We start from the raw sequence: 21,499 nt of genomic DNA, 5'->3' as shown, positions 1-21,499 counted from the left end.
GCTTTTGGCCTGGAGGGGCCGAAAGCGGATGGAGATCCGGGGGAAGCACCTCACGGTGTTCCCGACGGGAGGAGAAACATTCCGATGCTTGGCTATATCTTCAAGCGCGTGCTCTACATGATCCCGACCTTGTTCGGCATGTCGCTGATCTCGTTCCTGATCATCCAGCTGCCGCCGGGTGACTACCTGACCTCGATGATCGCCACCATGAGCGACAGCGGCCAGACCGTCGATCCCGCGCAGATCGAGCGCCTCAAGGAAATTTATGGCTTCGACGACCCCTTCTATGTCCAATACCTGAAATGGATCTGGGGCATCGTCAGCCGCGGCGACTTCGGCTACTCCTACGAATGGGGCCAGCCGGTCTCCGGCCTGATCTGGGCCCGCATGGGCTCGACGCTGGTGATCTCGCTCTTGAGCTTGCTCTTCGTCTGGATCGTCGCTTTGCCGATCGGCATCTATTCCGCCGTCCGCCGCCACTCCGTCGGCGATCACGTCTTCACGTTCCTCGGCTTCATCGGCCTGGCGGTGCCGAACTTCATCCTCGCGCTGACGCTGATGTACATCGCCTATAAATATCTCGGCCAGAGCGTCGGCGGGCTGATCTCGCCGGAATATGCCGAAGCGCCGTGGAGCCTTGCCAAGGTCGGCGACTTCCTCGCCCATCTCTGGATCCCGATTATCATCATCGGCGCATCGGGAACGGCGGCGATGATCCGCATCCTGCGCGCCAACCTGACGGATGAACTGCACAAGCCTTATGTGGTCACCGCCCGCGCCAAGGGCTTGCCGGAGTACAAGGTCATCCTCAAATATCCTGTCAGAATCGCGCTCAATCCCTTCGTCTCGGCAATTGGCTGGGTATTGCCGCACCTCGTCTCCGGCGTCACCATCACCGCCATCGTGCTGAACCTGCCGACCGCCGGCCCGCTGCTTTTTCGCGCGCTGATCTCACAGGATATGTATCTCGCCGGCAGCTTCATCCTGCTTTTGAGCGCCCTCACCCTCGTCGGCATGCTGCTGTCGGATCTGCTGCTGGCGCTGCTCGATCCGCGCATCCGGTTCAATTGAGGGGAATGCGATGAGCACGCACGAAACCTTCGGAACCCATGCAGGCCCGCTCCATGCCGTCGCCGACGGTCCCTCGATCAGCCCGCTGAAACAGGGCAAGACCGTCTCGACCGCCGCGATTGGCCCCTGGCGGCTGGTCGCGGGCAAGCTGGTCCGCCAAAAGGTGGCGATGGTAGCCGGCGCAATCATTCTCTTCCTCTATCTGGTCGGCCTCTTCGCCGAATTTCTGGCGCCCGCCTTACCGACGACCTCGCGGCCGCAATACACCTATGCCCCACCGCAGGGCTTCAGCTTCTTCGTCGAAAAACCGGACGGCAGCTCGGAATTCAATTTCCACGTGAAGGGCTACAAGGTCGAGATCGACAAGGTGGCGCTGCGCCGCACCTTCGTCGTCGACGACACCAAGGTGGTGCCGATCGGCTTCTTCGTCAAAGGCGCCCCCTATGATCTCTGGGGCTTGATCCCGATGAACAGGCACCTGATCGGCCCTCTCAACCAGAACGACCCGATGTATCTGCTCGGCGCCGACCGTCTCGGCCGCGACGTCTTCTCGCGCCTCGTCTACGGCACCCGAGTCTCTATGTCGATCGGCCTCGTCGGCGTCGCCATGTCGCTGATCCTGGGTGTCGTACTCGGTTCGATCTCGGGCTTCTACGGCGGCTGGGTGGATACCCTGATGCAGCGGCTCATCGAGGTCGTCAGCGCCATGCCGACCATCCCGCTCTGGCTGGGTCTGGCGGCGGCGATCCCGCTGACATGGTCGCCGGTCAACGTCTATTTCGTCATAACGATCATCGTCTCCTTGCTCGGCTGGACCAGCCTCGCCCGCGAGGTGCGCGGCCGGTTTCTTGCGCTACGCAGCGAGGATTTCGTCGTTGCCGCCAGACTCGACGGATCGAGCGAAGCGCGGCTGATCTTCCGCCACATCCTGCCGTCGCTGACGAGCCACATCCTCGCGGTCGTCACCCTTGCCGTGCCGACCATGATCGTCGCCGAGACGTCGCTCTCCTTCCTCGGCATCGGCTTGAAGCCGCCGGTCGTCAGCTGGGGCGTGCTGTTGCAGGACGCGCAGAACATTCGCACGGTCGCCACCGCGCCATGGCTGCTGATCTGGCCGTCGCTCGCGGTCGTCGTCGCCGTGCTGTCCTTCAATTTCTTCGGCGACGGCCTTCGCGATGCCGCCGACCCCTATGAGAGCTGAGGAGGAAATCGTGACCGATCTTTCCGAAGACGTCGTTCTCTCCGTCGAAAACCTCTCGATCGATTTCAGGCTGCGCACCCACATCCTGCACGCGGTCGAAAATGTCAGTTTCGAGCTGAAACGCGGCCAAACGCTCTGCCTCGTCGGCGAAAGCGGCTCCGGCAAGAGCGTCACCGCCCGCTCGCTGCTGCAGATCGTCGACAGCCCCGGCAGCATCGTTTCCGGCCGCATCCTGCTGCGCAACGGCGACGAGGTCACCGGGGGTAACGGGGTCACCGATATCGCCGCCCTGAAGCCGTCGGATCGGGCGATGCGCGCCATCCGCGGCCGCCGCATCGGCCTGATCTTCCAGGAGCCGATGAGCTCGCTGTCGCCGGTCCATACCATCGGTTCGCAGATCATCGAGGCCGTGCGCCTGCACAGCGATCTCGACAAGCGCGCCGCCCGCGAAAGAACCGTCGAACTGCTGCGCCAAGTCGAAATCCCCGATCCCGACAGGATGGCGGACCGCTACACCTTCGAATTTTCCGGCGGCATGCGCCAGCGCGCTATGATCGCCATGGCGCTTGCCGGCAATCCCGATATTCTCATCGCCGACGAACCGACCACGGCGCTCGATGTCACCACCCAGGCCGAAATCCTCGACCTGATCAAGCGCCTGCAGGTCGAACGCGGCATGGCCATGCTGCTCATCACCCACGATATGGGCATCGTCGCCGAAGTGGCCGACGACGTCGCCGTCATGCGCTTCGGCCGCATCGTCGAACGGGGTCCGGTCGACGCGATCTATCACGCCGCCGAGCATCCCTATACCCGCCAGCTGCTCGCCTCGACGGTGAAACTCACTCATCATGTCGAAGGCAGGCTGCCGGCCGTGGCGCTGTCGCCTCAAGCGCCGCAGCCGATCCTTTCCGTCCGCAATCTCGGCAAAATTTACGGCTGGCACGGCAAAGCCAATACGCTACGCGCGGTCGACGACGCCAGCTTCGATCTCTATCCCGGCGAGAACCTCGGCATTGTCGGCGAAAGCGGCTCCGGCAAGACCACACTCGGCCGCCTCATCCTGCGCACCGTCGAGCCAACATCGGGTAGCATCACCTATCGCGGCAGGGACGGTACCGAGATCGACGTCACCAAGCTGACGAAACGCGAGCTGCGCACCTTCCACCGCGAAGTCCGCCTCGTCTTCCAGGATCCGTTCGCCTCGCTCAATCCGCGCATGACCGTCAAGGAGGTGATCGGCGATCCCCTCATCGTCAACGGCCTCGCCAAGGGCAAGGCGCTGGAGGACCGCGTCGCCGAGCTGATGCGGCTCGTCGGCCTCGATCCGATGGGCATGGAGCGTTACCCCCATGCCTTCTCCGGCGGCCAGCGCCAGCGTATCGGCATCGCCCGCGCGCTTGCGCTCGATCCGCGCATCATCATCGCCGACGAGGCGACCTCTGCGCTCGACGTCTCGATCCGCAGCCAGATTCTCGATCTGCTGCTCGATATCCGCCAGCGGCTGAACCTGAGCTTCATCTTCATCTCGCACGACATTTCAGTCGTGCGTTATTTCTGCGATCGGGTCGCCGTCATGCATCGCGGCAAAATCGTCGAACTCGGCGAGGCCGAGCAGATCTGCACCGCTCCCAAGGAGGCCTATACCAAGAGCCTCATATCAGCCGTTCCCAATCCTGACCCCCGCGACAAGCGCATGCTGCATCGGCATCGTTTCGTCGCGCCCGCCATCTAAGGACTGTCCAGTGCCGAAATTCTCCGCCAACCTTTCCTTCCTCTATCAGGACCTACCGTTCCTCGATCGTTTCGCCGCTGCCGCACGGGACGGTTTCGGCGCGTTCGAATATCTCGGCCCCTATGCCGAGCCGAAGGAGAAGGTCGCCGAGACGCTGAAGGCAAGTGGCCTGAAACAGGCGCTCTTCAACGTGCCATCAGGAGACTGGGCCGGCGGTGAGCGCGGCATTGCCTGCCTGCCGGATCGCGTGCAGGAATTCCGCGATGGTGTGACCCAGGCGCTCGATTATGCCAAGGTGCTCAATTGCCGGCAGGTCAACGTCATCTCCGGCCTGGTGCCAAAGGGTGCGGACCTCGAAACGCTGGAAACGGTGCTGGTCGACAATCTGAAATATGCAGCAAAGCGCGCCGCCGATGCCGGCGTCAGGCTGCTGATCGAGCCGATCAACCTGCGCGATATTCCGGGTTTCTTCCTGTCGAGCACCGCCCATGTCGAACGCATCCTCGACAGGGTCGGCTCCGACAATCTCTATATCCAGTATGATTTCTACCACATGCAGATCATGCAGGGCGATCTGATGCCGACCTTCACAAGGCTGCAGGAGAAGATCGCCCATGTGCAGATCGCCGACAATCCCGGCCGCAACGAACCCGGCACCGGCGAGATCAATTACCGCTTCATCCTCTCTGAACTCGACCGCCTTGGCTACGACGGCTGGGTCGGCTGTGAATACAAGCCGAAATCAGGCACCAGCGAGGGCCTCGGCTGGATGAAACCCTACCGGAAGCAAGCGAGAACAGCATGAATATAGGATTCATCGGACTGGGCGTCATGGGTCGCCCGATGGCGGAACACCTGATCGATTCCGGCCACACGCTGCATCTCCACCGTGTCAAGGAGGTCTCGCAGCATCTCGTCGACAAGGGCGGCAAGGCGGCGTTAGGCGCCAAGGCTGTGGCCGAAGCCTCGGACATCATCGTCCTGATGCTGCCGGATACGCCTGACGTCGAGACGGTTCTCTTCAGCGAGAACGGCGTCGCCTCGGGCTTGTCCGAGGGCAAGCTTGTCATCGACATGAGCTCGATCTCGCCGGTGGCGACGAAGAGCTTCGCCAAGCGCGTCGAGGCCCTCGGCTGCGATTATCTCGATGCTCCGGTTTCCGGCGGCGAAGTTGGCGCAAAGGCCGCCTCGCTGACGATCATGGTCGGTGGCAAGGAGCAGGCTTTCGAGCGCGCCAGACCGCTCTTCGAAAAGATGGGCAAGAACATCACCCATGTCGGCGGCAGTGGCGACGGCCAGACCGCCAAGGTCGCCAACCAGATCATCGTCGGGCTGACGATCGAAGCGGTTGCCGAAGCGCTGCTGTTTGCCAGGAAGGCCGGCGCCGACCCGGCCAAGGTGCGCGCCGCACTGATGGGCGGCTTTGCCGCCTCGCGCATCCTCGAGGTGCATGGAGAGCGCATGGTCAAGGAGACCTTCGAGCCCGGCTTCCGCATCCGCCTGCATCGCAAGGACATGACACTTGCCGTCGATGCAGCCCGCGCGCTCGATCTGTCGCTGCCGAACACCGCCGCGACGCAGCAACTGATGAATGCCGCCATCGCCATTGGCGACGGCGAACGCGACCATTCCGCCCTCATCCGCACGCTCGAACTCCTCGCCGGAGGGCCGCGCTAGAAGAAACGCTTTTAAAATAGCCGGACGACATCCTCGATTGCCTATTGCCGGAGCCTCTTCTCCGGACGGCGAAGCCATGTCCGGACATCGATAGAAAAGGACAAGACAATGCTCAATAAAGATATCCAACTGCCCTACGGCGCCGTCTATTTTCGCAAATCAAATCCGCCCCGCGACGATTGGGAGCGCGACTACGCGACCGCTGGGCAAGACGGCCTCAACATCTTCCGCCACTGGTTCATGTGGGGCGCGATCGAGACAGCACCCGGCGTTTACGACTGGGAAGAATATGACCGCCAGTTGGACCTTGCCGCCGCAAACGGCATCAAGACAGTCATCGCCGAACTGATCCATGCCGTGCCCGACTGGGCCGTTCGCAAATACGCCCATGCGCTGCAGGTCAATGCCGACGGCAACAAGCTCGGTTCCTATATGGGCGTCTCGGCGGCGACCGGCGGCTTCTCCAATAATGGCGGCGGTGCCGGCGCCCTGACGCTGAACTGCCCGGAGGTCAAGGAAGCTGCGGGCAAGTTCCTGACCGCGCTCGCCACCCGCTACAAGGATCACCCGGCAATCTATGGCTACGACGTCTGGAACGAGTGCAACTATTCCGCCGATGTCGATTACAGCAGCTACGCCAAATCAGCCTTCCGGAAGTGGCTGGAGAAGAAATACGGGAGCCTGAAGGCCCTGGCGACAGCCTGGCACCGCTACAGCTACGCCGAATGGGAGGATATCGAGCCGCCGGTCCACATGGCGCCCTATCCCGAATGCATCGACTGGCTGCAGTTCAAGCGCGACAACTTCTACGACCAGATGCAGTGGCGCATCGACACACTCCGCGCCGTCGATCTGAAGAACACCATCGTTGCCCATGGCATATCGGGCGCAATTCCCAACATGGCGGCCAACGGCTGCGACGACTGGCTCGCCGCTTCCAAGGTCGAAGTCTACGGCTTCACCTGGATCCAGGCGCGCAAGGGCTCGGAAGCCTGGAAGAACTGGTACGGCGTCGATATCAACCGCGCCGCCGCCCGCGGCAAGCCTTTCTGGCATGCCGAGCGCCAGGGCGGCCCGCTTTGGCTGCAGCCGCAGGTGATCGGCCGCGACAAGGAGGATGGCCGTGTCGCCGAGCCCGAGGATATCCGCCTCTGGAGCATGACCTCGCTTGCCGGCGGCGCCCGCGGCGTCCTAAACCTTCGCTGGCGCCCGCTGCTTGACGGCCCCCTTTTCGGCGCCTTCGGCTCCTACGGCATGGACGGCTCGCGCACGCCGCGCTCCGACATGGCGAGCGCCATGGCAAAGTGGGCAAACGACACGGCGCAAGGTCCCCTCTGGGAGGCAAAGCCGGTGCGCGGCGAGGTCGGCATCCTGTTTATCCGCGAAACGCAGGAGTTCGATTACCTCCTGAACCACGATCGTAAGGAAAAGCCCTACCCCGAAGCCATGTGGGGCGCCTATCGCGCCTTCCTCGAACAGGGCGCGCAACCGGACTGGGTGCATATCGACGATATCGACCCCTATGATTTCCTCTATTTCCCCTACCCGATCATGTTCACATCAGAACAGGCAAAACGCCTGAAAGCCTGGGTCGAAAACGGCGGCACACTGATTGCCGAAGCATGCCCCGGCTATTTCGGCGATCGTGGCCATGTCGGCACCGTGCAGCCGAACATGGGCCTCGACGAGGTCTTCGGTGCGCGCGAGGAAGAAGTCGAATTCATGCCCGATATCGGCGACCGCATCCATTTCGATCTCGACGGCGCAGCTGTCGACGGCGGCGGTTTCCTGCAGTCCTACCGGCTGGCGGGCGGCGCGGCACGTGGGCATTTCACTGACGGCCGTCTTGCCGTCGTCGAAAATACCTTTGGCAACGGCCGCACGCTGCTAATTGGCACCAATCCCTCCGTCGCCTATTACCGCACGCTGGGAAAGGCGAACGGGGCTTTCTTCGCCGAACTAATAACATGGAGCGGCAAGAAGCGGCATGCGACGCTTTCGAATGGCGCGCTCTTCCCGCGCATTCACGTCGGGGAGAAAGGCAGCTTTCTCTGGCTCGTCAACCCGACGAGAACTGCACAGAAAACAGAGGTGACGCTTGCCCGCGGAATGTTGGCGCGAGGCCAACCCGTCTGGCCGATCGACCATATGGACAATGGCGGCATCGAGGTGCCGGCGCGCGATGTGCTGATCCTGCCGCTCGATCGTTGAGTTTCAGGATGCCGGTGAATCGGCGCTTTCGGCAAAGGCTTCAAACTCGGGGTCGAAATCGACCTCGACGACATTGTTGAAGACGGCGGTAGCCAGCATGATGCCGGCGAAAGCGACGAGATCGACCAGCACCCGCGTCTCGTAGCGCTCTTTCAGCTTCGCCCAGAGTTCGGCGGGAACGGCATTGGAATCGGCGACGGTCGCCTTGCCGAAGGCCTCGAGCAGCGCTTCCTCCTCGGAAAGTTCGAGCGCGTCGGGATTGAAACCTTTGTTGATCAAAGCCCGGCGAAAGAAGGTGACGGCGATCTTCGATTTCGCCGCCTTCGAGATTGCATGCGAGAAGATCCAGATCGCCCGGTCGCCGATAGCAGGATCGAGTTCTGCCCGTAGCGTGAACCATTCGGCATAGATGCGATGGGCGGCCGGCGAATGCAGCAGCGTGCGCTTCATGTTGGTCATGCGTCCGCGCAGCCTGACTTCCTCGTCATGCGCCGCACGAACCTCTTGCGAAGCAGTGTCGTAGTCGATCTGTGGGAGGTGGCTCATCGGGTCCGCTCTTTCGTTTTGCGCAGACGTTATCGATGCACCGGCATAGTGTGCAACCCAACTTCGTTCAGCTTTTCGTTTCGATCAGATATTCCGGCCCGCGTGACCGGCAAATCCACTTGGCCCTCGCGCCGCCTCCGCCTAGATTGATCTCATCGAAGGTGGAGGCAAGGCATGAGCGACGATCACGAGCATCATCACGTCGACTGGCGGGAACATGGCGTCAAGGTCATTCCCGGCAATTCGCTCGATCCGAACACCGCGCAGACGCCGGGCATGAACCGCGCCGCCGCGATCAACAATGCGCGTGCCGGGGCCGAGAAAATCTGGGCCGGCACGGTGACGATCCATGCCAACGCCAAGACCGGCGCCCATCATCACGGTGACCTCGAAAGCATCATCTACGTGGTCAAGGGCAAAGCCCGCATGCGCTGGGGCGAGCATCTGGAATATACCGCCGAGGCCGGTCCCGGCGACTTCATCTATGTTCCCCCCTATGTGCCGCACCAGGAGATCAACGCCAGCCGCGACGAGACGCTGGAATGCGTGCTCGTCCGTTCAGGCCAGGAGCCGGTCGTCGTCAATCTCGACATCGAGCCGATCGAGAAACCGGAAGACGTGCCCTGGATCGACCCGATCCATCGCTGATGCATGCCGCCACGCCCGCTGGAAAGAAAGCAACCTCGGCGCGTCCCCTCACGCGTGAACGGCGCCAGCGCTGCTCATCACAGGGTTCTCGATGATCCGGCCGGTATCGGCGGCATAGAGATGGATCGCGTTATAGTCGATCGCGATGCCGATCGGATCGCCGGACTTCACCTTCACGGCTTCGGTCAGCGCCACGGCAAAGGGCAGCCCGTCGAAATCGGCGTGAACGACACGGCTCGCGCCGAGTTCTTCGATGAAATCGGCCGTTGCAGTGAGAGCACCGGGCGCATCCGGGGCCACCAGCCGGGCCGCTTCGGCGCGCATGCCGAGCACGACGCGTTTGCCTTTCAGCGGTGCTGCGCGCTCGCGCGGCAGCGCGATCTTGCGGCTCTGGTCGTAGACGAAGACACCCTCGTCATTGATTGTGCCTTCAAGCAGGTTCATCGCCGGCGTGCCGACGAAGCCGGCAACGAAACGCGACACCGGATGATGATAGACTTCTTCCGGGGTGCCGACCTGCTCGACCCTGCCGCCGTTCATCACCACCAGCCGGTCAGCCAGCGTCATGGCCTCGGTCTGGTCATGCGTGACGAAGATCGAAGTGGCGCCAAGGCGGCGATGCAGCCGGCGGATTTCGGCGCGCATGGCGATGCGCAGCTTGGCGTCGAGGTTCGAAAGCGGCTCGTCGAAGAGGAACACGTTCGGTTCGCGGATCATCGCACGGCCCATGGCGACGCGCTGGCGCTGCCCGCCGGAAAGGGCGGCGGGCCGGCGGTCGAGGAAGGGTTCCAGGCTGAGCGCCTTGGCGACTTCGGCGATGCGGCGCTCACGCTCCACCTTGGAGACGCCGGCCACTTTAAGGGCATAACCGATATTCTCGGCGACGCTCATATGCGGATAGAGCGCATAGTTCTGAAACACCATGGCGCAGCCGCGCTCGCGCGGCTCAAGCCGGTTGACGACGCGCCCATCGATTGCGATTTCGCCGCCGCTGATTTCCTCCAGGCCGGCGATCATGCGCAACAGTGTGGACTTGCCGCAGCCGGACGGGCCGAGGATGACGATGAACTCACCGGACTGGATTTCGAGATCGACGCCGTGAACGACGGGATTCTTGCCGTAGCTCTTCTTCACATCACGGATTGAGATAGGTGCCACAGGACTATTCCTTCATTTCTCGGTAGAGATAAGGCCGCGCACGAACCAACGCTGCATCAGGATGACGAGCACCAGCGGCGGCGACATGATGATAAGTGTACCTGCCATGGCGACGTTCCAGTCTGGCAGGCCGAATTCGGAGGGAATGAGGGTCTTGAGCTGCGTCACAGCAATGCCGAAATTCGGATCGGTAGTAATCAGCAGCGGCCAGAGATACTGGTTCCATGCCCAGACGAACATGATCGTGAACAGTGCGATCATGTTGGGCCGCGAAAGCGGCACCAGAATGTCCCAGAAAAACCGGACAGGACCCGATCCGTCCATCTTCGAGGCCTCGGCAAGTTCGTCCGGAACCGTCAGGTAAAACTGCCGGTAAAGGAAAGTGCCGGTCGCCGTTGCGACCAACGGCAGAACGAGACCGGGATAGGAATTCAGCAGGCCCCATTCGAGCTTGATCTGGATGCCGGTGATCTGCGCCACGAGCCAGCTTATGCCGAGGACATCAAGGATCGTCTGGAACGGCTGCAGCGCATTGGCCGCGATCGAATAGGTCGGCACGATGCGGACCTCCAGCGGCAGCATCAGCGTGATGAAGATGATCCAGAAAATCACATACCGGCCGCGGAAGCGGAAGTAGACGATCGAGAAGGCTGCCATGGCAGAAAGGATCACTTTGCCGGCGCCGACCGCCGCGGCGAAGATGATACTGTGAAACAGCTTGTTGCCGAGATCGGCACGGACCCAGGCGGTCTGGACGTTTTCCCAGAAATGCGAGCCCGGCGTGAGCGGCAGCGGCACACGATTGACCGTCTCCAGATCGAGGGTCGACGCGATGATGACAATGGCGAAAGGCAGGAGCGCGATGACCATGCCGAGCGCGAGAAGCGTATAGCAGATGAAATTGAATATTGGGGTGCGTTCGATCATGTGCAGGGGCCTTACTTGTAGTGCACGCGCCGCTCGATAAAGCGGAACTGAAAGATGGTAAGAAGAACAACGAGCACCATCAGAATGATCGACTGGGCTGCGGCGCCCGAATAATCGAGGCCCCTAAAGCCGTCGAAATAGATCTTGTAAACCATGAGGTCCGTCGCGCGCGCCGGCCCCCCCTGCGTCATGACGTCGACGATGCCGAAGGAATCCTGGAAGCTCTCGGTGATGTTGATGACGAGCAGGAAGAACAGCGTCGGCGTCAGCAAGGGCAGCTGAATATCCCAGATACGGCGCATCGGCCCCGAACCGTCCATTGCGGCGGCCTCGATCAGCGAACGCGGAATGCCTTGCAGCGCCGAGAGGAAGAAGATGAAATTGTAGCCGATATATTTCCAGGAGAATGCAACGATGACGGCGATCATCGCATCCTTGCCGTCGAGCGCCGGATTCCAGAGACCGGGCCAGACGTGATTGATGACCGACAGAAGGCCTGCCTCCGGCGCCAGGATGAAGCGGAAGGCGAGACCGAGAGCGGGCGCGGCAATCGCGTAGGGCCAGATGAAGACCGACCGGTAGATCTTATGGCCGCGCAGTTCACGATCTGTCAAAAGCGCTAGGATGAGCGCCAGACCCATGGCAATGGCCGTCGAACTGAAGCCGAAGATCATGCTGCGGGAAATCGAGTCCCAATAGACCGGGTCGGTAAGCAGCTGTTTGAAATTGTCGAAACCGACCCAGGCATTGCCGCCGCCCCATGGCTGCTCGAGCGTGAACGCCCAATAGAGCGCCTGGGCGCTAGGCCAATAGAAGAATACGAAGATCAGCAGCAGCATCGGAAATGCAAAGAGCAGTCCGATCGTCGTCGAGGAGAAAGTGACGCGCTTTTCCATGAGTGGTCGTTTTCGCCCTGGTTTGACCCACAGCGCCGCGCCTCTTTCAGACGCGCAAAGGACGCTGCAGCTTTTGAATTGCTGCATAATTTATCCCTAAATCGATTCCGATTTAAGGGATTATGCGGTAGGCGCGGGCGGCGAGTTCGCATCCGCGTCCGATTGAAGAACCTGCAAAACGCACCCAGCGCGCCAAACGCGGGCTGGGTGCGGCTCATATCGAATGATCAGGGAAGCTGAACGTTCTTGTAGGTCTGCTGGAAGCGACGCAGGAGCTGGTTGCCGCGTTCGGCCGCGCCGTCGAGCGAAGCCTGGACGTCAGCGTTGTTGACAAAGATTGCCTGCAGGCTGTTTGCGATTTCGGTGCGAACCTGCAGCAGGCCGCCGAGGCGGATGCCGTGCGCAGCCGTGTCGTCAGCAGGCGATGCGGTCAGGCTCTGAATGGCGAGTTCGCGGCCGGCATAGGGAGCCTTGTCGTAGAAGCCCTGCTTCTTCAGGTATTCGAAACCGGAGTTGCGAACCGGGATATAGCCGGTAACAGTCGACCAGGTGAGAGCTTCTTCCGGCTTTGCGATGAAGTTGAAGAAGGCAGCAGCAGCCTTGTATTCGGCGTCGGAGTGACCCTTCAGAACCCAGAGCGAAGCGCCGCCGACGTAGGAGCTGTGGCGGGTTGCGTTGCCGTAGGTGGGGAGCATGGCAACGCCCCAGTTCATGCCCTGCTTGGCGGTGCGGCCAACATTGCCATGGTCGCCGACCGAGGTCAGGATGACCTGGCAATCGCCGGCGGCGAAAGCCTCGACGAAAGTCTGGCCGACGGCCTTGTTCTTGATGAAGGCAAGCTTGTTGTCGTACCAGGACTTGAGGTCCTTGACATAGCTGACGAGCAGCGGGTTCTTGTTGAACGCCAGCTCGGCGTCGAGGCCTTCAAAGCCGTTCTTCTTCGTCGCGATCGCTTCGCCGTTGACGGCTTCGAACTGCTCGATGTACTGCCAGACTTCGTTGTTGGAGATGTCGAAGGCGAGCGGGCAAGCATAGCCGGCGTTCTTCAGAGCCTTGAAGTCTTCGCCGGCTTCCTGCCAGGTGGCGGGAGCATGGTCTTTGCCGATCTTGGCGAAGGCATCCTTGTTCCAGTAGAGCAGAGCGGTCGAGGAATTGAAGGGGAACGAATACATCTCGCCCTTCGACGTCGCATAATAGTTTGCGATGCCGGAGAAGTAATCTTTCCAGTCGACATTGTAGCCCATGTCGGTCATCAGCTTGTTGGCCGGGTAGTAGGCGCCGGAAAGCATGATGTCGAGCGTGCCGGCGTCGGAGACCTGGGCGATGGTCGGCTGCTTGCCGGCGCGGAAGGCGGCGATGGTGTTCTGCAGGGAAGCGTCGTAGCTGCCCTGGCTGGTGCAGACGATTTCATAATCGGCCTGCGACTGGTTGAACCGATCGCACTGTTCCTGGACCCGCTTTGCGATGTCACCGGAATTGCCGAACCAGAAGTCAATCTTGGTCTTATCGGCGGCGGCAGCGGGACCAGCAAGAAACGCTGTAGCGAGAAGGGCGCCTACGGCGCCGAGAAGCTTGGCTTGCATGAGAACCTCGAACGTAAAAGAGACGCGCACTTTCAGCGCACGCCCTATTAGCTGGTTCAAATTGCTGCGGCTAATGAATATTACATGACATGAAACGATCGAAATCGTGCCGTCACAAAACCTTCATTCGGATGTTATTTGCCGCAGCCGAGGCTATATTTAGAGAAGCCTCGCCAGCCTCCCCAGCGCACTGCCGAACAGTTATATTCATATTCGAATAATTATAATTATCAAGGGTTTTCAATATTTGCCTATATTGCGACAGAGCATCCTTATTCGGGGATACCGTCACATGAAACCTGCAGAAACGGCTATCTTTCCGCCACTGCACTCGTGTGCAACGTCTGGTTTTAGCCTTGAAATCAAAGGGAATCCTTCAAAATTGCAGCAAAACGCGGATCGAACGCGTGGCTGATCGGCCCGGCGGCAGCACCGAGTGCGACCGACCAGGGATCGGCCATACCGGGCTGCAGGCGCGGCAGTATGCGACCGCGACGTTCGGCGATCGAGGGCAGCAACCGGCCGATTGCCGCAATCAACTTGTTCACCAGCGCTTCCGGCGCGCTGCCGCAAAGGATAACGGTTTGCGGATCGAACAGGGTCTCGATGAGATGGATGCTCCAGCGCAGGTCGACCGCCGCCGCCTCGACCCAGGCGTCGATGCTTTGATCGCCGCTCAAGGTAAGGTCGTTGATGCGTGCGTGGAGGTCGGGATCGGCGGGATCGGCCGAGAGATGCTGATAGAGCGAGGCGAGGGAGGCACGATGTTCGAGCGGCGTCGATTTGCCGTCGGCAAACAGCAGCGCCATGCCGATCTCGCCGGCATTGCCGTTGGCGCCGCGGTAGAGCTCGCCATTCAGGATAAGCCCGGCACCGATGCCATAGCCGACGAAGAGGCAGATGGCATGGTCGAGCCCATGGGCCGCCCCCACCATGCGCTCGGCGGTCGCTGCCGCCGCCGCATCGTTCTGCAGGTCGACATCGAGCCCGGTGCCGGCAGTCAGCGTTTCCAACAGCGGAAACTTCTGCCAAGCCTCCATCATCCACGGATCGTCGCCGCTACCGGCGACGCCGAAGGGCCCAGGCATGGCCGCGCCGAGGCCGACAAGCCGCTTTTCCGACTGCCGGACGACGCCGGCAAGCTTCGAACGCACGCTGGCGACAAGATTGAGGATCACCTTCGCCCCCTGCGACGGACCTCCAGGTGGGAGCCCGGCCTCGTCGCGCACGAGAACGCTACCGACAAGATCGACCGCAACCGCACGCGTCACATGCCGGTCGATCTGCAGGCCGATCGCAAAGGCGCCTTCCGGCACGAGCCGATAGGGCGTCGAGGGCTGGCCCCTGCCCTTCCTCACCGCCTCCTGCGAACTGACGAGACCGTCGCGTTCGAGTTCCTCAATGATATTGGACACCGTCTGCTTGGTCAGCCGCGTCGCCCGCGCCAGATCGGCGCGGGAAAGCGCACCGTTGATTCTCAGGGCATCGATCATCACGCGCCGGTTATGGGCACTGGTGCCCCCGTGGTTGGTGCCGCTCTTGGCTCGGATCGGACGGCTGTCATTCATGTGCAATTGCCTCTTGACTCCAATAGAATGTTGAAGAAGTAATAAGTCAAGACACTTGACTTAATAAGGAGCCGGAGAGTTCCAGGGAACGCAGGACGCCGACAAGGGCTCCGACGACGCTCCGAGACGACTTCTCGAACACCGATGGCGGAAGCCCTCGGAAATGCGTAAATGTCAAAAACTGGAGGCTGCAATGCTGAAATCCTTTAACAAGACGCTTCTCGGTGCGGCCTTGATCGGCGCATCTCTTGCACCGCACGCTTTCGCCGAGACGACGCTGAACGCGCTTTTCATGGCGCAGGCCGCCTATAGCGAGGCCGACGTGCGGGCCATGACCGATGCCTTCGCCAAGGCGAACCCCGATATCAAAGTCAATCTCGAATTCGTTCCCTATGAAGGCCTGCACGACAAGACGGTGCTGGCGCAGGGTTCCGGCGGCGGCTATGACGTCGTCCTCTTCGATGTTATCTGGCCGGCGGAATACGCCACCAACAAGGTGCTGGTCGACGTCTCCTCGCACATCACCGACGAGATGAAGAAAGGCGTGCTGCCGGGCGCCTGGACCACCGTGCAGTATGACGGCAAATATTTCGGCATGCCGTGGATCCTCGATACCAAATACCTGTTCTACAACAAGGAGATCCTTGAAAAGGCCGGCATCAAGGCTCCACCGAAAACCTGGGACGAGCTGACCGAGCAGGCAAAGACGATCAAGGACAAGGGCCTGCTCGCTACGCCGATCGCCTGGAGCTGGTCGCAGGCCGAAGCGGCAATCTGCGACTATACAACGCTCGTCAGCGCCTATGGCGGCGATTTCCTCAAGGAGGGCAAGCCCGCCTTCCAGACCGGCGGCGGTCTTGATGCGCTGAAATATATGGTCTCCAGCTATTCCTCCGGCCTGACCAATCCGAACTCCAAGGAATTCCTGGAAGAGGACGTCCGCAAGGTCTTCGAAAACGGCGATGCCGCCTTCGCGCTGAACTGGACCTATATGTACAATATGGCCAACGATCCGAAGGACAGCAAGGTCGCGGGCAAGGTCGGCGTCGTCCCGGCACCGGGTGTGGCCGGCAAGAGCGCGGCTTCGGCCGTCAACGGTTCGATGGGCCTCGGCATCACCTCGGCCAGCCAGCATCCGGATGAGGCCTGGAAATACATCACCTTCATGACCTCGCAGGCGACGCAGAATGCCTATGCCAAGCTCAGCCTGCCGATCTGGGCCTCCTCCTATGAGGACCCGGCCGTCACCAAGGGTCAGGAAGAGCTGATCTCCGCTGCCAAGGTCGGCCTCGCCGCCATGTATCCGCGTCCGACGACACCGAAATATCAGGAGCTTTCGACCGCCCTGCAGCAGGCGATACAGGAATCGTTGCTCGGCCAGTCCTCTCCCGAGAACGCGCTGAAATCGGCGGCCGATAATAGCGGTCTCTGATCCGGCTCAGAACCCCGGGCGGCGCCTGCCGTCGCCCGGTTTCCAAAAACTTAAGAATGAAGAAGGGTCGCCTTGATGTCGGGCACTTGGCTGACAACCCGCGCGTGGCTTTTGATGCTGCCGCTTCTCGTGGTCATGATATCGGTCATCGGCTGGCCCCTGATCGATACTGTCGGCCTCTCCTTCACCGATGCCAAGCTCGTCGGCACGGAAGGAAATTTCGTCGGTATCGGCAATTACGCGAAGATGATCTCCGGCTCGAATTTTCAACGCACCCTCATCACCACCGCATGGTTCGCGATCGTCTCGGTTGCCGCCGAAATGGTGATCGGCGTTCTCGCCGCCCTGTTACTGAACCAGCAATTCCGCGGCCGCGCCGCGCTTCGCGCCCTGATGATCCTGCCCTGGGCGCTGCCGACCGTCGTCAATGCCACGCTCTGGCGGCTGATCTACAACCCGGAATATGGCGCGCTGAACGCGGCGCTGACCCAGCTCGGCCTGCTTGATGCCTACCGCTCCTGGCTCGGCGAACCGGGCACGGCGTTGGCAGCCCTCATCGTCGCCGATTGCTGGAAGAATTTCCCGCTGGTGGCGCTGATCGCGCTGGCCGCACTCCAGGCCGTACCGCGCGACATCACCGCCGCCTCGCTCGTCGACGGCGCCGGCGCTTTCGCCCGCTTCCGCTTCGTCATCCTGCCCTATCTCGCCGGCCCGCTGATGGTGGCCCTGGTGCTGCGCACGATCGAAGCCTTCAAGGTGTTCGACATCATCTGGGTCATGACCCGCGGTGGCCCGGCCAATAGCACGCGCACGCTGTCGATCCTCGTCTATCAGGAAGCCTTCTCCTTCCAGCGAGCCGGCTCCGGCGCATCGCTGGCGTTGATCGTGACGCTGCTGGTGACGCTGCTTGCCGCCGGCTACGCCGCCCTGGTGCGCAAGACCGCCGGGAGTGCGGCCTGATGGAACGCCAAAGCCCACTCTTTTCCGCCTTCATCTATGTCTGCGCGCTGCTTCTTGCCGCCGTCATCCTGGCGCCGATCCTGTGGCTGTTCATCATGAGCATCTCGCCCGCCGCCGACCTTGCGGCGAAGCCATTGCGCTGGTGGCCGCAAACGGCGGATTTCTCTCGCTACGCCGTGCTGCTCTCGACGATCGAAAACAGCGCCGGCGCCGCCTTCACCTCGTCGCTGCGCAACAGCATCGAGGTGGCTGGCATGGCGACGATCGCGTCGATTGCGCTCGCCATTCCGGCCGGCTGGGCGGTGTCGCGCACGCCTTCTGTGGGATGGTCGCTGTCGATGGTGATCGGCACCTATATGCTGCCGCCGGTGGCGCTTGCGGTGCCGCTCTATATGGGTCTCTCCCATCTCGGCATGCTGAACAACGTCTTCGGCCTGGCCCTCGTCTATCTCAGCATCCTGGCGCCCTTCACCACCTGGCTGATGAAATCGGGCTTCGATTCCATTCCACGCGAAATCGAATCCGCCGCAATGATCGACGGCGCCGGCCTGTTCCAGACGCTGAGGATCATTACGCTGCCGCTCGCCGCCCCTGTGGTCGCGACGTCAAGCCTGTTTGCATTCCTGCTTGCCTGGGACGAATTCTTCTATGCGCTGCTTTTCACCTCCGACCAGCGCGCCAAAACGCTGACCGTCGCCATCGCGGATCTCGCCGGTGGCCGCGTTTCCGATTACGGACTGATCGCCACGGCGGGCGTGCTCGCCGCCCTGCCTCCGGTACTGATTGGTCTCATCATGCAACGTGCCCTGGTTTCAGGGCTCACCAGCGGCGGCGTCAAGGGATGAACATGACAACAGAAACAATCCGGCCGGCCGGACTTGCCGCGATCGATCGCGAGATGGCGCGCCAGCATGCCGATGCGATCGCCTCCTATGAAGTTGCCGGGCCGAGCGCGACAAGAGCCGCCGTCTCGCTGAAGAAAACCGGCCGGCTGCTCCTGCTCGGCATGGGCGGCTCGCATGCCGTCAACCGCGCCGTCGAACCGCTCTATCGGGCCCTCGGTATCGATGCCGTCGCCTTGCCGCTTTCCGAGCAGCTTGGCCAGCCGCTACCAGTTAGCGGCAGGACGATCTTCGTCACCTCGCAATCCGGCGAGAGCGCCGAGGTGGTGCGTTGGTTCGATGAAACCGGCGGCACTGAGGAGACCTTCGGCCTGACGCTCGAAGCCAGTTCCTTCCTCGCAAGAACCGCCCCGTCATTGGTGGGCGCCGGCGGCACCGAACTTGCCTTCGCCGCGACACGCAGCCTGACGGTAACCTTCGCCCTGCATCTGGCAATCCTCGCCGCCCTCGGCGAAGATCCCCGGGCCGCACTTGCGATCCTCAACGCGCCTGAAGACCATGACATCGCCGCCGCCCTCACCGCGCTCGAAGACGTCGCAACGGTCGTCACCTCAGGCCGCCGGCTGCAGGGCATCGCCGAGGCATTGGCGCTCGGATTGACCGAATTGTCGCGCCGCCCCTGCTTCTCGCTTGAAGGCGGCCAGTTGCGCCATGGGCCGATGGAGATGCTGGGGCCGGAAATCGGCGTCGTGCTGTTCCGCGGCTTGGACGAGACATCCGGCTTGGTGACCGCAATGGCGATCTCCGCCGTCGAGACCGGCGCCCCCGTCATCCTGTTCGACGCATCCGGGCAAGCGCCGGTCGCCGGCGCGGTGACAATCCGCTTTACCCCGGTAACGGGCCTTGCCGCGATCTTCGCCATGCTGCCGGTTGCCCAGCGGCTGATGATCGCCTTTGCCGACGCCCGTGTGGAGAATGCCGGAACGCCGGTTCGATCCACCAAGATCACCCGGAGTGAATGAATGCGGCCGCTTGCAGTCATCGGCAACGTCAACGTCGACCTGATCCTTGGGCCGGCAGCCGCCTGGCCGAAGGCCGGGACGGAAATCATCGTCGATCACGACGAACTACGGGTCGGCGGAGCCGCCGGCAACAGCGCACTCACCTGGCAGGCGCTTGGCGTCGAATTCGAGATCGCCGCCAATATCGGCAGTGACCAATTCGGCCGCTGGCTGAGCGAAGCCTTCGGCCACCGTTCCGAGAAGTGGCCCATACGTCCTGAGAAAACGACGCTCTCCGTCGGCATCATCCATCCGGACGGCGAGCGCACCTTCTTCACGACCAAAGGCCATCTGCCGCGTTTCAGTCTGGCCGATGTCTTCGCGGTCCTCGACGCAGCGCGCCTTAGCAGCGGTTACGCCCTCCTTTGCGGCTCGTTCCTGACCGACGATCTGACCGAGCAATACGACCCCTTTTTCGACTGGGCCGACAGCCATGACGTTACCGTCGCACTCGACACCGGCTGGCCGCTCGACGGTTGGACGCAGCGGAATTGCGCGGCGACACGCGCCTGGCTGTCTCGCAGCGGCATCGCGCTGTTGAACGAAATCGAGGCGACGACGCTTGCCGGCATCGTCGATCCGATCGCGGCCGCACGTCACATCAGGCTGCATATGCCGCAGGATGCGATCGTCGTTGTTAAGCGTGGCCCGGACGGCGCGATCGCGATCGGGCCGGAGGGCGTGTTGGTTTCGGTGGGCGCACCCGTTGTCGAAGTTGTCGATACGATCGGTGCCGGTGATGTCTTCAACGCCGCTTTCCTCGCGGCTCTCGCTGGCGATGCGCCGCTGCTTTCCTGCCTGATAGCCGGAACGGAGGTTGCCTCGCGCGCCATCTCAACCCTTCCCCGCAATTATGGCGGCCCGACAACTCTTCAGGAGCCGTTGCGATGAGTGCGCTCGAAATCCAGACCATCCGCAAGTCCTATGGTGATGTCGAGACCCTGAAAGGCATCGACATCTCGCTGGAAAGCGGTGAATTTCTCGTTTTGCTCGGCTCGTCCGGCTGCGGCAAGTCTACGCTCTTGAACATCATCGCCGGACTTGCCGAGGCAACGAGCGGCGATGTCAGGATCGGTGGGCGCTCGGTGCTCGGCGTGCATCCGAAGGACCGTGACATCGCCATGGTCTTTCAATCCTACGCGCTCTATCCTAATCTGACGGTGCACAGGAACATCGGCTTCGGGCTGGAAATGCGCAAAGTGCCGGCGGACGACCGCGACAAGGCCGTTCGCGATGCGGCAAAGCTCCTGCAGATCGAAAACCTCCTCGACCGCAAGCCGAGTCAGCTTTCCGGCGGCCAGCGTCAGCGCGTCGCGATCGGCCGTGCGCTGGTGCGCAAACCTGAGGTGTTTCTGTTCGACGAGCCGCTCTCCAACCTTGACGCCAAGCTGCGAATGGAGATGCGCACCGAGATCAAGCGGCTGCACCAGATGCTGAAGACGACGGTCGTCTATGTCACCCATGACCAGATCGAGGCGATGACGCTGGCAAGCCGCATCGCCGTTATGCGCGACGGCCGTATCGAGCAGCTCGGCACGCCGGAGGAGATCTACAACCACCCGGCAACGCTTTACGTCGCCACTTTTGTCGGCGCGCCGCCGATGAACCTTTTGAAGGCCACCGTTCGGGACAACCGGCTGGTGCTTTCAGGCTCCGACACTGGCCTACTCCTGCCCGCCCGTTTCCGCGATACGGCCGGCAATGGCCGCGACCTCGTCCTCGGCATCCGCCCCGAGGCGCTTCGCACAGACGGCCCCGGCCCGTCGATCGAGGCCACCGCTGAGGTCGCAGAGCTGACCGGCCCGGAACTCGTCGTCACAGCCCTTGCCGGAAATCAGCGTCTGATGGCCTGCCTGCCGCCGCGCACGCCGATCCGCGACAACGAAAAGCTGACCCTCTTCTTCGACGAGGAGGCAATGCATCTCTTCGACGCTGAAACCGGTCTCAGCTGCCTCCGCGAGCAATAGGCCGGTCACGCACCAC

The 21,499-nt window shown here is 61.9% G+C and carries 19 protein-coding genes; 13 read left to right on the top strand and 6 right to left on the bottom strand.

Features of this window, described 5'->3' with window-relative positions; all coding sequences use genetic code 11:
* The first annotated feature begins 84 nt into the window (after nt 1-84).
* From HJB83_RS19635 to HJB83_RS19610, 6 genes are all read left to right on the top strand, one after another.
* Nucleotides 85-1,071: an ABC transporter permease gene (locus HJB83_RS19635; RefSeq protein WP_221132305.1), complete on the top strand. Its 987-nt coding sequence runs from the start codon at nt 85-87 to the stop codon at nt 1,069-1,071.
* Nucleotides 1,072-1,081: 10 nt separating this feature from the next.
* The gene (locus tag HJB83_RS19630) at nt 1,082-2,272 is read left to right on the top strand and encodes an ABC transporter permease (RefSeq protein ID WP_221132304.1); all 1,191 of its coding nucleotides are present in this window, start codon (nt 1,082-1,084) and stop codon (nt 2,270-2,272) included.
* A 10-nt stretch (nt 2,273-2,282) separates the two neighbouring features.
* A complete protein-coding gene (locus HJB83_RS19625) occupies nt 2,283-4,007 on the top strand; it encodes an ABC transporter ATP-binding protein (RefSeq protein WP_221132303.1) in 1,725 nt (574 codons plus the stop codon).
* Between the two features lie 10 nt (nt 4,008-4,017).
* Nucleotides 4,018-4,812, top strand: a complete 795-nt coding sequence (gene otnI, locus HJB83_RS19620) for a 2-oxo-tetronate isomerase (protein ID WP_221132302.1) — start codon at nt 4,018-4,020, stop codon at nt 4,810-4,812.
* Entirely contained in the window at nt 4,809-5,684 is an 876-nt protein-coding gene (locus tag HJB83_RS19615; protein WP_207581580.1) for a 2-hydroxy-3-oxopropionate reductase, read from the top strand. Before otnI ends, HJB83_RS19615 begins: the two co-directional genes overlap by 4 nt.
* A gap of 108 nt (nt 5,685-5,792) precedes the next feature.
* Entirely contained in the window at nt 5,793-7,895 is a 2,103-nt protein-coding gene (locus HJB83_RS19610) for a beta-galactosidase (protein ID WP_221116536.1), read from the top strand.
* 3 nt (nt 7,896-7,898) lie between these two features.
* Here HJB83_RS19610 and HJB83_RS19605 read toward each other — a convergent pair whose 3' ends face one another.
* Nucleotides 7,899-8,441 carry a hypothetical protein gene (locus HJB83_RS19605; RefSeq protein ID WP_221132301.1) on the bottom strand — a complete coding sequence of 181 codons (543 nt, stop codon included), beginning with the start codon at nt 8,439-8,441 and terminating at the stop codon, nt 7,899-7,901.
* A gap of 174 nt (nt 8,442-8,615) precedes the next feature.
* Between HJB83_RS19605 and HJB83_RS19600 the strand changes: the two genes are divergently transcribed.
* Nucleotides 8,616-9,089, top strand: a complete 474-nt coding sequence (locus HJB83_RS19600; RefSeq protein ID WP_207581583.1) for a cupin domain-containing protein — start codon at nt 8,616-8,618, stop codon at nt 9,087-9,089.
* 48 nt (nt 9,090-9,137) lie between these two features.
* Here the strand turns inward: HJB83_RS19600 and HJB83_RS19595 are convergent, their stop codons facing one another.
* The 5 genes from HJB83_RS19595 to HJB83_RS19575 form a co-directional block, all read right to left on the bottom strand.
* Nucleotides 9,138-10,247, bottom strand: a complete 1,110-nt coding sequence (locus HJB83_RS19595; RefSeq protein WP_221132300.1) for a sn-glycerol-3-phosphate import ATP-binding protein UgpC — start codon at nt 10,245-10,247, stop codon at nt 9,138-9,140.
* A 12-nt stretch (nt 10,248-10,259) separates the two neighbouring features.
* Nucleotides 10,260-11,174, bottom strand: a complete 915-nt coding sequence (locus HJB83_RS19590; protein WP_164016154.1) for an ABC transporter permease subunit — start codon at nt 11,172-11,174, stop codon at nt 10,260-10,262.
* 11 nt (nt 11,175-11,185) lie between these two features.
* A complete protein-coding gene (locus HJB83_RS19585) occupies nt 11,186-12,070 on the bottom strand; it encodes a carbohydrate ABC transporter permease (RefSeq protein WP_207581585.1) in 885 nt (294 codons plus the stop codon).
* Between the two features lie 227 nt (nt 12,071-12,297).
* A complete protein-coding gene (locus HJB83_RS19580) occupies nt 12,298-13,653 on the bottom strand; it encodes an extracellular solute-binding protein (RefSeq protein ID WP_207581586.1) in 1,356 nt (451 codons plus the stop codon).
* 362 nt (nt 13,654-14,015) lie between these two features.
* A complete protein-coding gene (locus HJB83_RS19575; RefSeq protein WP_221116533.1) occupies nt 14,016-15,221 on the bottom strand; it encodes an ROK family transcriptional regulator in 1,206 nt (401 codons plus the stop codon).
* A gap of 193 nt (nt 15,222-15,414) precedes the next feature.
* Here HJB83_RS19575 and HJB83_RS19570 point away from each other — a divergent pair, with 193 nt between their 5' ends.
* The 6 genes from HJB83_RS19570 (at nt 15,415) to HJB83_RS19545 (ending at nt 21,483) form a co-directional block, all read left to right on the top strand.
* Nucleotides 15,415-16,653 carry an extracellular solute-binding protein gene (locus HJB83_RS19570; RefSeq protein WP_207581588.1) on the top strand — a complete coding sequence of 413 codons (1,239 nt, stop codon included), beginning with the start codon at nt 15,415-15,417 and terminating at the stop codon, nt 16,651-16,653.
* A gap of 75 nt (nt 16,654-16,728) precedes the next feature.
* The gene (locus tag HJB83_RS19565; RefSeq protein WP_221132298.1) at nt 16,729-17,613 is read left to right on the top strand and encodes a carbohydrate ABC transporter permease; all 885 of its coding nucleotides are present in this window, start codon (nt 16,729-16,731) and stop codon (nt 17,611-17,613) included.
* Complete coding sequence (locus tag HJB83_RS19560) at nt 17,613-18,458, top strand: carbohydrate ABC transporter permease (protein ID WP_221132297.1); 846 nt, start codon at nt 17,613-17,615, stop codon at nt 18,456-18,458. Before HJB83_RS19565 ends, HJB83_RS19560 begins: the two co-directional genes overlap by 1 nt.
* On the top strand, nt 18,455-19,477 hold the full coding sequence (locus HJB83_RS19555; RefSeq protein WP_221132296.1) for an SIS domain-containing protein: 1,023 nt from the start codon (nt 18,455-18,457) through the stop codon (nt 19,475-19,477). Before HJB83_RS19560 ends, HJB83_RS19555 begins: the two co-directional genes overlap by 4 nt.
* Entirely contained in the window at nt 19,478-20,407 is a 930-nt protein-coding gene (locus tag HJB83_RS19550; protein ID WP_207581592.1) for a PfkB family carbohydrate kinase, read from the top strand.
* A complete protein-coding gene (locus HJB83_RS19545) occupies nt 20,404-21,483 on the top strand; it encodes an ABC transporter ATP-binding protein (RefSeq protein WP_221132295.1) in 1,080 nt (359 codons plus the stop codon). Before HJB83_RS19550 ends, HJB83_RS19545 begins: the two co-directional genes overlap by 4 nt.
* The last annotated feature ends 16 nt before the right edge of the window (nt 21,484-21,499 follow it).

This window comes from Rhizobium sp. NZLR11, from assembly GCF_019685115.1.
Lineage (GTDB): Bacteria > Pseudomonadota > Alphaproteobacteria > Rhizobiales > Rhizobiaceae > Rhizobium.
The sequence above is the reverse complement of the archived record's forward strand: the minus strand, read 5'-3'. Positions and strand labels throughout refer to the sequence as shown.

Coding starts and splice junctions, on each gene's coding strand:
- HJB83_RS19555 (WP_221132296.1), top strand. CDS start 18,455: ATGAACATGACAACAGAAACAATCCGGCCGGCCGGACTTGCCGCGATC.
- HJB83_RS19630 (WP_221132304.1), top strand. CDS start 1,082: ATGAGCACGCACGAAACCTTCGGAACCCATGCAGGCCCGCTCCATGCC.
- HJB83_RS19635 (WP_221132305.1), top strand. CDS start 85: ATGCTTGGCTATATCTTCAAGCGCGTGCTCTACATGATCCCGACCTTG.
- HJB83_RS19605 (WP_221132301.1), bottom strand. CDS start 8,441: ATGAGCCACCTCCCACAGATCGACTACGACACTGCTTCGCAAGAGGTT.
- HJB83_RS19565 (WP_221132298.1), top strand. CDS start 16,729: ATGTCGGGCACTTGGCTGACAACCCGCGCGTGGCTTTTGATGCTGCCG.
- HJB83_RS19580 (WP_207581586.1), bottom strand. CDS start 13,653: ATGCAAGCCAAGCTTCTCGGCGCCGTAGGCGCCCTTCTCGCTACAGCG.
- HJB83_RS19550 (WP_207581592.1), top strand. CDS start 19,478: ATGCGGCCGCTTGCAGTCATCGGCAACGTCAACGTCGACCTGATCCTT.
- HJB83_RS19570 (WP_207581588.1), top strand. CDS start 15,415: ATGCTGAAATCCTTTAACAAGACGCTTCTCGGTGCGGCCTTGATCGGC.
- HJB83_RS19575 (WP_221116533.1), bottom strand. CDS start 15,221: ATGAATGACAGCCGTCCGATCCGAGCCAAGAGCGGCACCAACCACGGG.
- HJB83_RS19545 (WP_221132295.1), top strand. CDS start 20,404: ATGAGTGCGCTCGAAATCCAGACCATCCGCAAGTCCTATGGTGATGTC.
- HJB83_RS19585 (WP_207581585.1), bottom strand. CDS start 12,070: ATGGAAAAGCGCGTCACTTTCTCCTCGACGACGATCGGACTGCTCTTT.
- HJB83_RS19600 (WP_207581583.1), top strand. CDS start 8,616: ATGAGCGACGATCACGAGCATCATCACGTCGACTGGCGGGAACATGGC.
- HJB83_RS19590 (WP_164016154.1), bottom strand. CDS start 11,174: ATGATCGAACGCACCCCAATATTCAATTTCATCTGCTATACGCTTCTC.
- HJB83_RS19610 (WP_221116536.1), top strand. CDS start 5,793: ATGCTCAATAAAGATATCCAACTGCCCTACGGCGCCGTCTATTTTCGC.
- HJB83_RS19615 (WP_207581580.1), top strand. CDS start 4,809: ATGAATATAGGATTCATCGGACTGGGCGTCATGGGTCGCCCGATGGCG.
- HJB83_RS19560 (WP_221132297.1), top strand. CDS start 17,613: ATGGAACGCCAAAGCCCACTCTTTTCCGCCTTCATCTATGTCTGCGCG.